This is a genomic window from Sphaerimonospora mesophila (assembly GCF_001417795.1).
GTDB classification, from domain to species: domain Bacteria; phylum Actinomycetota; class Actinomycetes; order Streptosporangiales; family Streptosporangiaceae; genus Sphaerimonospora; species Sphaerimonospora mesophila.
Map to the genome: position 1 here is coordinate 137357 of NZ_BCBX01000036.1, position 13975 is coordinate 151331.

The following is a 13975-nucleotide window of genomic DNA, read 5'->3' on the forward strand; positions in this document are numbered from 1 at the left end:
CCGTACGGCCGCCCGCCTCGATGACGGCGACCGTCTGGGCGGCCGCCAGCAGGCGGGACCAGCGCCGGGTCACCCACCGCAGCGGCTGGGCGAGCGGGCGGATCGTGCCCAGGTCGGGGCAGGTCCCGACGACCACCTCGGCGCCCGCCTCGCGCAGCCGCCGCACCGCCAGCTGCAGATGCCGTACGGCACGGGCCGGCGAAGTGGCGCTTGTCACGTCGTTGGCGCCGATGAAGATGACGGCTATGTCGGGACATGCCTCGAGTGCGCGGTCGACCTGGCCGTCCAGGTGGACCGACTCGGCGCCGGACTCGCCGTACACATGCAGCCGCACCGGGCGCTCGGCGACGGTGGCGAGGCCGAGCGCGATGTTGACCGCGGGGGTGTCGGCCGGGTCGGTCATGCCGAGGCCGACGGCGGTGGAGTCGCCGAGCATGACCATGCTGATCGGTTCGCCGGAGACGATGTCGCCGGGGAACGGCCCGTAGACCCCGTCGGCGTCCGGGCCGGTGTCACCGTGCGGCCGGCCGACGATCTTCCTCGCGACCATCGCCTCCGCGATGAGCAGTCCGTACGTGAGCGCGCCCAGTGCGGTCAGGCCGCCTCCGCCCAGCGCGGCGGCGGTGGCGATGCGCCGCGCGGCTCGTGCCGCGCTCGACGTCCAGAACACGGTTCTCCCCTCGTCTGGCGGTACGGTTTGGGAGAGAAATTAGCCGAGCCCCGGCCACCCCTACGGGACCTCGGCTGGGGGCAGGCTGACAAAGCTTCGGTAAATCAAGGTGGTCTTCTCCGTGCGCGTACACGACTCGCTGATCGAGCTGATGGGTGACACGCCGCTCGTCCGGCTTCGTAAGGTGACGGCGGGCGTGCCCGCCCAAGTGCTGGCCAAGGTCGAGTATTTCAACCCGGGCGGCTCGGTGAAGGACCGGATCGCGCTGCGGATGGTCGAGGCCGCCGAGCGGAGCGGCGCGCTCCGTCCGGGCGGGACGATCGTCGAACCGACCTCGGGCAACACGGGCGTCGGGCTGGCCATCGTGGCGCAGGAGAAGGGCTACCGCTGCCTGTTCGTCTGCCCCGACAAGGTGGCCCAGGACAAGATCGCCGTGCTGCGCGCGTACGGCGCCGAGGTGGTGGTGTGCCCGACCGCGGTCTCGCCCGACCACCCGGACTCGTACTACTCGGTCTCCGACCGGCTGGCCAGGGAGACGCCGAACGCCTGGAAGCCGGACCAGTACTCCAACCCGGACAACCCGGCCAGCCACTACCACTCGACGGGCCCGGAGATCTGGGCGCAGACCGAGGGCCGGATCACCCACTTCGTCGCGGGCATCGGGACCGGCGGCACGATCAGCGGCACCGGGAAGTACCTCAAGGAGGTCTCCGGCGGCAAGGTGAAGATCATCGGCGCGGACCCGGAGGGGTCGGTCTACTCCGGCGGCACCGGCCGTCCCTACCTGGTCGAGGGCGTCGGCGAGGACATCTGGCCGGCCACCTACGACACGACGATCTGCGACGAGGTCATCGCGGTCTCCGACCGTGACTCCTTCCTCATGACGCGCCGCCTGGCCCGGGAGGAGGCCCTGCTGGTCGGTGGTTCGTGCGGGATGGCGGTCGTGGCGGCCCTGCGGGTGGCCCAGACGGCAGGACCCGACGACGTCGTCGTGGTGCTGCTGCCGGACGGCGGGCGCGGCTATCTGTCGAAGATCTTCAACGACGAGTGGATGGCCGACTACGGATTCCTCACCACCTCGAGCGAGGAAGGGCTGGTCGGCGACGTGCTCGGCCGCAAGAGGTCGGGGCTGCCGCAGTTCGTCCACGTGCACCCGGACGAGTCGGTCGGCACCGCCATCTCGATCATGCGGGAGTACGGCGTGTCGCAGCTGCCGGTGATGAAGGAGGAGCCCCCGGTCATGGCGGCCGAGGTCGTCGGCTCGATAGTCGAGCGCGACCTCCTGGAGGGCCTCTACCGCGGCAGGGTGCGCTCGGAGGACGAGCTCGGCGACCACATGTCGGCGCCGCTGCCCATGATCGGTATCGGTGAGCCGGTCGCCCGGGCCGTCGAGGCGCTGGAGAAGGCCGACGCCGCGGTGGTGCTGGACGACGGCAAGCCCGTCGGCATGGTCACCCGCCAGGACCTCCTGGCCTTCCTGGCCAACCACTGACCCCCCTATCCCGTGATCTTGCGTTTTCTCGCAGGCCAACAGGGCGGCCTGCGAGAAAATGCAAGATCACGGGATGGGTGGGGGTGAGTGGCTCCCGCTGCGGCTACGCTCGGGGCCATGAACCATGGCTTCGAAACTCTGGCCATTCACGCCGGTCAGGAGGCGGACCCGCACACCGGCGCGGTCGTGCCGCCCATCTACGCCGTCTCGACCTACAAGCAGGACGGCGTCGGCGGGCTGCGGGCCGGATACGAATACAGCCGATCGGCGAACCCGACCAGGACCGCGCTCGAGGAGGCGATCGCCGCCGTCGAGGGCGGCGTCCGCGGCCTCGCGTTCGCGTCCGGCCTGGCCGCCGAGGACACGCTGCTGCGCACCGTCTGCCGTCCCGGCGACCACGTCCTGATCCCCGACGACGCGTACGGCGGCACCTATCGGCTGTTCGCCAAGGTGCTGGAGGGCTGGGGCCTGTCCTTCGACCCGGTCCCGGTCGGTGACGTCGACGCCGTGCGCGCAGCCGTACGGCCGCAGACCAGGGCGATCTGGGTGGAGACCCCGACGAACCCGCTGCTGGGCATCGCCGACATCGCCGCGCTGGCGGACGTCGCCCACGACGCCGGTGCGCTGCTGCTGGTGGACAACACGTTCGCCTCGCCGTACCTGCAGCAGCCGCTGGCGCTCGGCGCCGACGTGGTGATCCACTCGACCACCAAGTACGTCGGGGGCCACTCCGACGTGGTCGGCGGCGCGCTGGTCGCCCGCTCGACCGAACTGGGGGAGCGGCTCGCCTACCACCAGAACGCGATGGGCGCGGTGGCCGGGCCGTTCGACGCCTGGCTGACCCTGCGCGGCCTGAAGACCCTGGGCGTACGGATGGACCGGCACTGCGACAACGCCGAGCGGGTGGCCGACCTGCTGCTGTCGCACCCGAAGGTGACCCAGGTGCTCTATCCGGGCCTGCCGGAACATCCCGGACACGAGGTCGCGGCCAAGCAGATGCGGCGCTTCGGCGGCATGGTGTCGTTCCGTGTCGCCGGAGGCGAGGAGGCCGCGGTCGAGGTGTGCAACCGCGCCAGGCTGTTCACGCTCGGGGAGTCGCTCGGCGGGGTCGAGTCGCTGATCGAGCACCCGGGCCGGATGACGCACGCGTCGGCCGCCGGGTCGCCGCTCGAGGTCCCCGGCGATCTCGTCCGGCTGTCCGTCGGCATCGAGACCGTCGACGACCTGCTGGCCGACCTCTCCGAGGCTCTCGGCTGACGTTCTAGTTTCCGCTCCGCGCCGGGGTGGTGCGGCCCGGCGCGGCGGAACCGGCGGCGGGCAGCCACCGTTCGCACAGCAGGACGGCGAGTGCCGCCGCGGTCAGCACGGCACCGGCCACGGTCACACTCCGGGCGCCCGTGTGGTCGATGAGCGCGCCGCCGAGCAGCGAGCCGCCCGCGATCCCGATGTTGAAGGCCGATCCGGTGCCGGCGGAGGCCATGTCCGTGCTGCCCGGGGCCACCTGCAGCCCGCGGCTCGCGATGGCGGCGGCCAGCGCGCTGAACGACAGGCCCATGACACAGAGGCCGGCCACCGCCACCGGGTGCACGGTTCCGAAGGTGTACAGGGTGAGCAGCGCGCCGGTGAGCAGGGCCAGCGGCGCGAGCAGCGCCGCGCGGGGACTGGTGTCGAGCAGCCGGCCGATCGCGATCGTCCCGCCGACGCCGGCGATCCCGGAGGCGAGCAGCAGCGGGCTCAGCGCGGACGGGGTGAAGCCGCCGAACTCCAGCAGGAACGGGGTGATGTAGGTGTACGCCGTGAGATATCCGCCCACCCCGATCACGGTGGCGACGATGAGGAGGGCGTAGCGGCGGGCGTCCGGAGTCGCCCCCCGGCCCGGCTCGTGGCCGTTCGCGCCGGCCCCTGCCCGCCGGTCGCCGGGCATCAGCTTGGCGATGGTGACGCAGGTGACGAGGCCGACCACGGCGGTCAGGGCCAGCGCGGTGCGCCAGCCGAACTGCTGGCCGAGCCAGGTGCCCGTCGGCACGCCGAGGACGGGCCCGAGCGCGCTGCCGATCGACAGCCGGGCGACGGCCCGCCCCCGGAACTCCGGGGGGAACATCGCGGCCGCTGCCGGGGTCGCGACCGCCCAGAAGAGCGCCTGGGTGGCCGCGACCAGCAGCCGCCCGCCGAGCAGCACCGGATAGTTCGGTGCCACCGCGGTCAGCAGCGTCCCGGCGACGAACACCCCCAGGGTGACGATCAGCAGCGTGCGCCGCGGCACCCGTTGGGTGAGCCGGGTGAGCGGCAGCGACGCCAGCACCACCACCGCGGCGTACCCGGTGACGAGCAGGCCCGTCTCGGCCGGCGACCGACGCAGGTCGGCGGCCATCACCGTCAGCAGTCCGATGGGCAGCAGCTCGGCGGTGACATAGGTGAAGGCGCCGACGGCGAGGGCGACCAGCGCCCAGGTCGCACGGCGTCGCGTGGCAAGGTGCACCCGATCCTCTTCCCCCGTTTTCGGTCAAAGACGTTCTACCGGACATAGGGGAAAAGAGGGAATCATTTACGGGTTGAAGAAGACCATAAGGGCGAGGATGACCAGCCAGATCAGCGCGGTGATGCCGGAGAGCGCGGCGATCCGCCCGGTCTGCACCTTGGCGTCGTCCTCAGTGGTCTCGGTGGACAGCGCCTGAATCGCGGTACGTTGATCGCGCTCGATGATCATCAGTAGCGCCCCCGCCACGATGAACAGGGTCATCGACGCGGACAGGTAGGGCCGCCCCAGCGCGCCGCCGCCCAGCAGCATCCCGAAGAGGAACACACCCAGTGTCAGCAGCCCGAACAGCCGGGTGGAGCGGTTGAGATAACGCAGCACGTTGACGTCGCGTGCGCGAATGTAGCGAGGGGTGACGCTGGTGACCGCGGTCAGTGGCCCGAGCGCGAAGATCGCGAACCCTACATGCAGCCACAGCAGCAGGTTGCTGGAGAACGACATGCGGCGAGGCTATCGCCTTTCCCCGTCGCCATCCGGTTCCGCTGCGGTCTCAGAGGTCTGCTCGACGCCGAGGCGTTTCCTCCGGTTCGAGAACGCCACCTGGCAGGGCGGTTCGTGGGAGGCCGACGGGGGCTGTTGGGAAAGCGCGGTGGCCGAGGGCGACCGGCGGTTCAGGAGCCGAGGTAGTGCAGCACGGCCAGGACCCGGCGGCTGTACCCCGTCGTGTGGGACAGCGCGAGCTTGTCGAACAGGGCGTTGACGTGTTTTTCCACCGCGCTCTGCGACACGTGCAGCGACTGGGCGATCGAGGCGTTGGTCAGGCCCTGCGCCATCAGCTCCAGCACCTCCCGCTCGCGCGTGGTCAGCCGGGAGAGGGGGTCGGCACGGCTGGTGCGGGCGAGCAGTTGCCGCACCACCTCGGGGTCGAAGGCGGCGCCTCCGGCGCCCACCCGTTCCAGCGCGTCAAGGAAGTCGCCGACCTGGGCCACCCGGTCCTTCAGCAGGTAGCCGATGCCCTCGACGTTCGCGCTCATCAACTCGGTGGCGTACCTCTTCTCCACGTACTGCGACAGCACCAGCACCTTGACGTCCGGCCAGCGGCGCCTGATCTCCAGGGCCGCGCGCAGCCCCTCGTCGGTGTGCGTGGGCGGCATCCGCACGTCGACCACCACCGCGTCGGGCTCCTGCGCGGCCACCGCCTCGATCAGCGAGTCGCCGTCGCCTACCGCGGCGAGCACCTCGTGACCCTCCTCGGCGAGCAGCCGCACCAGGCCCTCGCGCAGCAGGGTGGAATCTTCTGCGAGGATCACCCGCACGGCAGCTCCGCCACGATCGTGGTCGGCCCGCCAGGCGGGCTGGTCACCGTGAAGCGGCCGTCGAGCGCGGCCACCCGGCGCGCCAGCCCGGACAGCCCGCCGCCCGTCGCGTCGGCACCGCCCACTCCGTCGTCGCGCACCCTCACGACGACCATCGTGCCCTCTGCACGAACCTCGAGGGTGACCAGGGTCGCCCCGGAGTGCTTGTCCGCGTTGGTCACCGCCTCGCTGGCCACGAAATAGGCCACCGTCTCCACCGCGGCCGGGGGCCGCGCCGTCAGCTCGCAGGAGACCTCGACGGGGACCCCGGCGCGCTCGGCCACACCCGCCAGCGCGTCGGCCAGCCCAAGGGAGTCCAGCCCGGACGGGTAGACCCGCCAGGCGACCTCACGCAGCTCGGTCAGCGCCTGCTGGGCCTGCTCGTGCACCTGCTCCAGCAGCTCCGTCCGCCCCCGGCGGGCGCGCCCGGCCAGCATCGACAGCGCGACCAGCCGCTGCTGCAGACCGTCGTGCAGGTCCCGCTCGATTCTGCGTCGCTCGGAGTCGACCGCCGCCAGCACACCCGCACGGCTCTCGGTCAGCTCGATGATCCGCCGCCGGAGCGCCTCGGTGGGGTCGGGAGCGAGCATCCGTACGGCGAGCCGCCGCTCCAGCGCGTCCACTCCCACCAGCCCCGACAGGTCGAGGAAGAGCAGGACCAGGCCGGCCAGGCCGAAATAGGCGACCAGCGGAAGGCTGGGCAGCATGCCGTCCACCGGCAGCCCCTTACTCCACGACCAGGTCAGGACGGCGGCCACGACCGTGCCGCACCCGAGCAGGGCGACGATCACGCCGCCCAGGACGCCCACCGGCGCTCTGGCCGCCAGATAGCGCAACTCGCCTCCGTCGGCGCGACCGGCAAGATCGAGATCGAGACCCAAGCGGCGGATCTCGAGTGCGGCCAGCCGCCGGGCCGCGGCCCGCACTCCCGGCCGGCTCGCGAACGGCAGCGCCACCAGGACGAAAACCAGGTCGAGCAGGGCGGTGACCGTACCGACGACGACCGAGCCCAGCAGCCGCAGACCCCTAGCCGCGAGCCGCATGCCGTCCCCTGCGCCGCTCGCTCAGCCTGACGCCCACGAAGACCAGCACGGCCAGCAGCACCGTGGCGATCACGGCATTGGTGCCCACACCGACGTAGGCCTCGACCAGCGACCAGTTCTCGCCCAGCAGATAGCCGGCCAGCACGAAGACCGTGTTCCAGATGAGACTGCCGGCCGTGGTCAGCAGCGTGAAGACGCCGAGCGGCATGCGTTCCAGCCCGGCGGGGATCGAGATCAGGCTCCGGAAGATCGGGATCATCCGGCCGAAGAACACCGTCTTGCGGCCGTGCCGGAGGAACCACACCTCGGTCCTGTCGATGTCGGAGACCTTCAGCAGCGGGATCCGGGCGGCCAGGGCCAGCATGCGCTCGCGGCCCAGCAGCACTCCCACCCAGTACAGCACCAGCGCGCCGATCACCGAACCCGCCGTCGTCCACAGAAGCACGACCAGCAGGTGCATCTCGCCTCGGGAGGCGGCGAAACCGGCCAGCGGCAGGATCACCTCGCTGGGGAGGGGCGGGAAGAGGTTCTCGAGCGCGATCGCCAGGGCGGCACCCGGCGCGCCGAGTGTCTCCATCAGTTCGATCAGCCAATCCGTCATGTCCCCGAGGCTATGGACGGACAGGGTACGGCCGACATGGGGTGCGTGGCCGTTTCGGGGTGCGGGAAACCACACCTGCGGAAAACCACAGCCATATTCGGAGACCGGCCGCATACCGCGAGCCCGGCGGCCCGACCTACCGTCGCCGCTCATGACCGGAAAGATGTTCGACGTCCCGAGACGGCTGCTCGCCGGGTTGGCGGCCCTCGTCACCCTGGCCGCGGTGATCATGCTGACCGGCACCTGGCCCACGGAGATCCGCTTCCGCGGCATCCCCGCCGAGGGAGTCCGGTTCACCGTGCGGGTCCCGCACGTTGACCGGATCCGGATCGTCGCGATCGGCGAGACCGACGGACTGTCCGCGGTGCCCGGCTTCGTTCCTCGACCTCCCGGCCTGGTCGCCGCCACGAGGGAGGACGGCGATCTCGTCGCCGTCACCCGCGGCCACACCCTGACGAACGACGACGTCACGCGCTGATCGCGTACGAGCCCAGCAAGCGCACGGGGCGCGAACGCGGATGCGAGCGCAGCGTGCCGTCGGTCTCCTCCATCCGATCTTCTCGGGCCCGCTCGCAGCGGAGGTCAGCGGCGGGTGCGGGCGCGGAGGAAGTCGCTGACGACGTACTCGCCGAGGCGGTCGGCGTCGGGGGAGAAGACGCGGCCGCCGTTGCGCCGGGCGATTTCGTCGACGAACTCGCGCAGCCGGTCGTCGGGGGCGAGCATGAAGATGTTGATGGTCGCGCGCCGCCTGGTCATCTTGTCGACCTCGGCGAGGGTCAGCGTCAGCGTCTCCTGCGACGGCGGCCAGTCGAAGCGCGGCACGCCGTTCGGCATGAGGTGCGCGGTCGGCTCGCCGTCGGTGACCACCAGGACGACCGGTTCGAAGTCGGGGTGCCGGTCGAGGTGGCGGCCCGCGATCAGCAGCGCGTGGTGCAGGTTCGTGCCCTGCACCATGTCCCACTCCAGCCCGGCGAGCTCGTCGGCCCGCAGCACCCGCGCGTAGTTGGAGAATCCGATGATCTGCACCGCGTCCTGCGGGAACTTGGCCGCCACCAGCGCCTGGAGTGCCAGCGCGGTCTGTTTGGCCGCCGCCCAGGTGCCGCGCAGGGCCATCGAGTAGCTCAGGTCGACCAGCAGGCAGACCGCGGCGGCGCTTCTACGCTCGGTCTCGGCCACCTCGAAGTCGTCGACGGACAGGGTCACCGGGAACCGGCCGCCTCGCCGTACGGCGTTGACGACCGTGCGCACGACGTCGATGGGCTGCTCGTCGCCGAACCGCCAGGGCCGGTTGGAGCCGGTCGGCTCCCCGGCCGTTCCCGCGTCCCGCTGGTCGTGTTCGCCGCGCCGGCCCGAGTCGAGGGATGAGAACACCCTGCGCAGCGCGGTCTCGCCCAGCCGGCGCACCGCCTTCGGGGTGAGTTCCAGCTTGCCGCGATGCCGCCGGAGATAGCCCTGGGCCTCCAGCTCGCGCTCGACCTGTCGCAGGGCCTCCAGATCGTCGACCGCCGACCGGCCGAGCGCCCGGCGGATCGCCTCCTCGTCGATGTCGTCGAGCCGTGCGCCGGGGTAGTCCTGCCGGAGCGTGGCCTCCAGGTCGCCCAGGTCGGCGAGCTCCTGCAGCGCGTTCACCGCGTCGCCCATGCCCGTCGGCCGGTCGCCGGACGTCCGCTCCGGCGTCCCCCAGTCGAGGTCGGGGCGGCGGGCGTAGAGTGCGTCGCCGAGCCGGCGCATCTGCTCGGCCAGACCGGCCTGCTCCAGCGTGTGCTCCATCAGCGCGGCCAGCTCCGCGCGCTGCTGCGGGGTAAGTGAGGCGAGCAGCCGCTGCGCGGCGGCGGCGCGGCGGGCGAGCTGATCGACCAGTTCCGTCAGATTCCGCGGGTTCTCCGGGAACATGTCCCCGTATTTCCCCATGAACCGGTCAAAGTCCTCCTGGGTGTGCTCACCCCGCGCGTCCCGCTCCAGCATGTCGTTCAGATCGGACGTCATCTGCCGGACGCGCTCCATCGCCGCCGGGTCCGGATCGGCCAGCGCCTCGCGCATGCCACGGAACCGGCTGTCGAGCACCTCACGGCGCAGCAGGTCGCGCAGCTCCTCGAACGTCCGCCGGGCGGCGGCCGAACGCCAGTCGTAGTCGGCCAGCTCCCGGATCGCGCGGGCGGTGTCGGACGGCAGCGCGTCGAGGAGCGCCTCCCGGAAGCGGCCGTCGTCATCCGGCGTCAGTTCCGCCCGTTCCTGGCCGATGGCCTTGTCCAGCAGCGCGCGGGCCCGCTCCAGGGTGCCGTCGAGCCGAGTGCTCTCCCGCAGCTCGCGGCGGCGGCGCCGTACCTCCCGGAGGAGATCGTCCAGCCCGCGCCGATCCGGCGCTCCGGGCAGGCCACGCCGCAGCAGGTCGCGCAGCGCGTCGAGCGGCGTGGACCCCGACAGGATCGCGTCGCCCATGTCGTCGAGCGCCGAGCGCACGTCGTACGGCGGGGCCAGCGGGTCCGGTCCGTCGTGATATTCCCGGTAAGCGTAGGATCCGGTCACGTTCGGTAAACCGCTCCCCCCGCCACCTCGTCCTTGGACAGGCGGCGCATCAGGTAGAGCCCCTCCAGCGCGAACTCCAGGGCCGCGGCGGCGTGGCCCGGCGACTCGTCGCCCTCGCCCATGCCCAGCCCCGACATGATCTTCGAAAGCCCGTCGACCCGTCCGATCCTGCGCAGCAGCTCGTGGGCCGCCACCAGCTCGCCCGACTCGACCCGGGCGCCCTCGCCGAACCGGTCCAGCAGCGGTGTCAGGTCGGCCCCGCCGATCGTGCCCCGGAACGTCTCCGCGGTCGCCCGGCGCAGCAGGTGGGCGAGCACCTCGATCTCCCGGCCCTCCTCGCTGACCTCGAACTCGACCTTCCCGCGCAGCGTGTGCACCACCTGTGGCAGGTCGCAGACCCGGGTGACCGGCCGCTCCTCCCCGGTCAGCGCGGCACGCCGTACGGCCGAGGCGGCCGCGGTCTCTGCCGCGGCGATGGAGAACCGGGCGGACACGCCCGACCGGCTGTCGACAGCGGTCGACTCGCGGACCAGCCGGGTGAACCTGGCGATCACCTCCAGCAGATGATCGGGGAGGTCGGCGCCGAGCTCCTCCAGGGCGGCCTCCTGGCGGATCAGGACCAGCTCGTCCTCGATCGACCGGGGATAGTGCGTGCGGATCTCCGCACCGAACCGGTCCTTCAGCGGCGTGATGATCCGGCCGCGGTTGGTGTAGTCCTCCGGGTTGGCGCTGGCGATCAGCAGGATGTCGAGCGGCAGCCGCAGGTTGTAGCCCCGGACCTGGACGTCCCGCTCCTCCAGCACGTTGAGCAGCGCGACCTGGATGCGCTCGGCCAGGTCGGGCAGCTCGTTGACCGAGAACACGCCGCGGTTCGTGCGCGGCACGAGGCCGTAGTGAACGGTCTCCGGGTCGCCCAGCGTGCGCCCCTCGGCGATCTTGATGGGGTCGACGTCGCCGATCAGGTCGCCGACCGAGGTGTCGGGCGTCGCCAGCTTCTCGCCGTACCGGTCCTCCCGGTGCAGCCAGGCCACCGGCAGGTCGTCGCCCAGCTCGGCGGCGAGCCGTACGCACCGCGCGCACACCGGGGCGTACGGATGGTCGTTGATCTCGCAGCCGGCCACGATCGGCGACCACTCGTCGAGCAGCTCGGTGATCGTGCGGATGAGTCGGGTCTTGCCCTGGCCGCGCTCGCCGAGCAGCACCAGGTCGTGCCCCGCGATCAGGGCCCGTTCCAGGTGGGGCAGCACGGTCTCGTCGAAGCCGACGATGCCGGGGAACCGGGGCTCGCCCGATCTCAGCCGGGTCAGAAGGTTCTCTCTGATCTCGGCCTTGACCGTGCGGTGCCGGTGACCGCTGTCGCGCAGTTCGCGCAGAGTGCCGGAAGCAGGCATGGGCGATTTGTGCACCTGACGAGACTACGTCGGCATCTCGTGATCCGGCAGCCCGATCCTCCGCAATCCCGTGAGGATTACGTGCGTTGACGCCTTTTCAGTGGGGAGAAATGGCCAAGAAGACTCTGACTGTTGATTGAGAGGGGCGAGACTCATGGCGGTGATCACCAGCCGCTTCGCCGACGGTCTCGCCGTTGGCGCCGACCTGGTGGAGACGGCCGAGGCCGCCGTCCGCCAGGCACTGGCCGGCCTGTCGGGCCCGCCTGACCTGGTGTGCTTCTTCATCTGCGGAGACGACCCCGACGAGTTGACCCGGGCGGGCCTGCGGGCGATGGCCATGGTGCCGGAGGCCCGGGTGATCGGCTGCAGCGCGACCGGCGTGATCGGAGACGCCCAGGGGGTCGAGCTCCAGCCGGCCGTGAGCGCCTGGGCCGCTTCCTTCGGCGGCGGTGAGGTGGCCACGTTCGCCCTGGACACGGTGCGGACCGCGGACCGGTTCGTGGTCGTGGGCCTGCCGGAGCGCGGCCCCGACGACCGGGCCGCCATCCTGCTGGCCGATCCGTACACCTTCCCCGCCGATGCGTTCATCGAGCACTCGGGCGATGTGCTGGGCGACCTGCCGATCGTCGGCGGTCTGGCCAACGGGCTCGGCGGCCGCGGCTCGGTGCGGCTGTTCGTCGACGGAGAGGTGCACACCGAGGGCGCGATCGGTGCCGTGCTCAGCGGTCCGATGAACGTCGGCACCGTGGTGAGCCAGGGCTGCCGCCCGATCGGCCCCTCCATGGTCGTCACGCGCGCCGAGGAGAACCTGCTGCTCGAACTCGCCGGCCAGCCCGCGCTCGCCCGCCTGGAGGACATCGTGAGCGCGCTCGACGAGGAGGACCGCGAGCTGGTCGCCTCCGGCTTACAGATCGGCGTGGTGATGGACGAGTACGCCGAGCGCCACGAGCGCGGCGACTTCCTCATCAGGGGCGTCATCGGCATCGATCCCGAGCGCGAGGCCGTCGCCGTCGGCGACGTGCTGGACATCGGCAGGACCGTACGCTTCCAGGTCAGGGATGCCGAGACCGCAGACGAGGATCTCTATTCGCTGCTCGACGCGCACGTCCAGCGAGCCGGCCGGATCGACGGCGCACTGCTGTTCTCCTGCAACGGCCGGGGGTCGGCGATGTTCGGGTCCGCCGATCACGACGCGCTCGCCGTACGGGACATGCTCGGCCCGATCGGGGTGGCGGGATTCTTCGCAGCCGGGGAGATGGGGCCGGTCAGCGGGCACAACCACGTCCACGGTTTCACCGCGTCCCTGCTGGTCTTCTCGGGCGGGCAGGCGATCAGGTGACGGACGGGTTCTGCCCGGGCGTCGCTTGACCCGGCCCGGCGGCGGGCACTGGGATGGTCATGTGACGCATGTGACGGGATCTGTGCTGGCCGCCGACATCGGCGGCACCAAGCTCGCGGTGGGCCTGGTGGGGCAGGACGGGCAGGTGATCGCGGCCCGGCGCGCGGCGACCCCGCCCGGAGCGGACGCGGAGGCCCTCTGGTCGGCGCTCGCCGGGCTGATCGACCGTCTGATCGACGACGTGGGCGCGCCCGAGGACCTCGCCGGGGTGGGCATCGGCTGCGGCGGCCCGATGACCTGGCCGGACGGGGCGGTGTCGCCGCTCAACATCCCGGGCTGGCGGGGTTTCCCGCTGCGTGAGCGGCTGGCCCGGCGCTTCCCCGGCCTTCCGGTGCGGATCCACAACGACGCGGTCTGTCTCGCGGTCGCCGAGCACTGGCGCGGCGCCGGGCGGGGGAGCGACAACATGCTGGGCATGGTCGTCTCCACCGGGGTGGGCGGCGGGCTGATCCTGGGCGGGCGGCTGATCGACGGCGGCACCGGCAACGCCGGGCACATCGGGCATGTGGTGGTCGAGCCCGGCGGAGCGCGGTGCGGGTGCGGTGCGCTCGGATGCCTGGAGGCGGTCGCCCGCGGCCCCGGCCTCGCCGCCTGGGCGGTGGCACGGGGCTGGTCGCCGGGGGAGCCGCCGGAGCCGGGCACGGGTGGATACAGCGAGGCGGGGACGGCGACCGGACGGCGGCTGGCCGCCGACGCCGCGGCCGGCGACGAGGTCGCGCTGGCCGCGATGGCCCGCGCCGGACGGGCCCTCGGCATCGCGATCGCCTCGGCGACCAACCTCTGCGACCTCGATCTGGTGACCATCGGCGGCGGCCTGTCCCAGGCGGGGCCGCTGCTGTTCGACCCGCTCAGGGAGGCGCTGCGCGAGCACACCCGCATGGAGTTCGCCGCGCGGGTCCGCGTCGTCCCGGCCGGGCTCGGCCAGGACGCCGGTCTCGTGGGTGCGGCCGCCCTCATCCTGGCCGCCGGTTCCTACTGGTCGGCCGATGCCGCCTAAAGGCTCCCGGCTTCTCTCCTTATCC

Annotated in this window: 13 protein-coding genes; 5 read left to right on the plus strand and 8 right to left on the minus strand. The window is 71.8% G+C overall.

What is annotated here, in order from left to right:
* Positions 1–670: SGNH/GDSL hydrolase family protein (locus AP234_RS16555; protein WP_055480556.1), on the minus strand; the 670-nt coding region annotated here is incomplete at its 3' end.
* Positions 671–791: 121 nt separating this feature from the next.
* Between AP234_RS16555 and AP234_RS16560 the strand changes: the two genes are divergently transcribed.
* Positions 792–2162, plus strand: coding sequence for a cystathionine beta-synthase (locus AP234_RS16560; RefSeq protein WP_055480762.1), 1371 nt, complete (start codon positions 792–794; stop codon positions 2160–2162).
* Between the two features lie 117 nt (positions 2163–2279).
* A complete protein-coding gene (locus tag AP234_RS16565; protein WP_055480557.1) occupies positions 2280–3419 on the plus strand; it encodes a cystathionine gamma-synthase in 1140 nt (379 codons plus the stop codon).
* A gap of 4 nt (positions 3420–3423) precedes the next feature.
* On the opposite strand, the gene AP234_RS16570 is transcribed toward AP234_RS16565, so the two are convergent.
* From AP234_RS16570 to AP234_RS16590, 5 genes are all read right to left on the minus strand, one after another.
* Positions 3424–4641, minus strand: coding sequence for an MFS transporter (locus AP234_RS16570; protein WP_055480558.1), 1218 nt, complete (start codon positions 4639–4641; stop codon positions 3424–3426).
* 66 nt (positions 4642–4707) lie between these two features.
* A complete protein-coding gene (locus AP234_RS16575) occupies positions 4708–5139 on the minus strand; it encodes a hypothetical protein (protein WP_055480559.1) in 432 nt (143 codons plus the stop codon).
* Between the two features lie 170 nt (positions 5140–5309).
* Positions 5310–5954: a response regulator gene (locus AP234_RS16580; RefSeq protein ID WP_055480560.1), complete on the minus strand. Its 645-nt coding sequence runs from the start codon at positions 5952–5954 to the stop codon at positions 5310–5312.
* The gene (locus AP234_RS16585) at positions 5945–7036 is read right to left on the minus strand and encodes a histidine kinase (RefSeq protein WP_055480561.1); all 1092 of its coding nucleotides are present in this window, start codon (positions 7034–7036) and stop codon (positions 5945–5947) included. Before AP234_RS16585 ends, AP234_RS16580 begins: the two co-directional genes overlap by 10 nt.
* Positions 7020–7637 carry a DedA family protein gene (locus tag AP234_RS16590; RefSeq protein ID WP_055480562.1) on the minus strand — a complete coding sequence of 206 codons (618 nt, stop codon included), beginning with the start codon at positions 7635–7637 and terminating at the stop codon, positions 7020–7022. Before AP234_RS16590 ends, AP234_RS16585 begins: the two co-directional genes overlap by 17 nt.
* Before the next feature lie 151 nt (positions 7638–7788).
* Between AP234_RS16590 and AP234_RS16595 the strand changes: the two genes are divergently transcribed.
* On the plus strand, positions 7789–8115 hold the full coding sequence (locus tag AP234_RS16595; protein ID WP_055480563.1) for a hypothetical protein: 327 nt from the start codon (positions 7789–7791) through the stop codon (positions 8113–8115).
* Positions 8116–8219: 104 nt separating this feature from the next.
* Here the strand turns inward: AP234_RS16595 and AP234_RS16600 are convergent, their stop codons facing one another.
* Both AP234_RS16600 and AP234_RS16605 read right to left on the minus strand, forming a co-directional pair.
* Entirely contained in the window at positions 8220–10163 is a 1944-nt protein-coding gene (locus AP234_RS16600; RefSeq protein WP_055480564.1) for a vWA domain-containing protein, read from the minus strand.
* On the minus strand, positions 10160–11554 hold the full coding sequence (locus AP234_RS16605; RefSeq protein WP_055480565.1) for a sigma 54-interacting transcriptional regulator: 1395 nt from the start codon (positions 11552–11554) through the stop codon (positions 10160–10162). Before AP234_RS16605 ends, AP234_RS16600 begins: the two co-directional genes overlap by 4 nt.
* 154 nt (positions 11555–11708) lie before the next feature.
* On the opposite strand from AP234_RS16605, the gene AP234_RS16610 reads away from it, so the two are divergent.
* Positions 11709–12893 (plus strand): FIST N-terminal domain-containing protein, encoded by a 1185-nt coding sequence (locus AP234_RS16610; protein WP_055480566.1) that lies wholly within the window; start codon positions 11709–11711, stop codon positions 12891–12893.
* 70 nt (positions 12894–12963) lie between these two features.
* Positions 12964–13950: an ROK family protein gene (locus tag AP234_RS16615; RefSeq protein ID WP_055480567.1), complete on the plus strand. Its 987-nt coding sequence runs from the start codon at positions 12964–12966 to the stop codon at positions 13948–13950.
* The last annotated feature ends 25 nt before the right edge of the window (positions 13951–13975 follow it).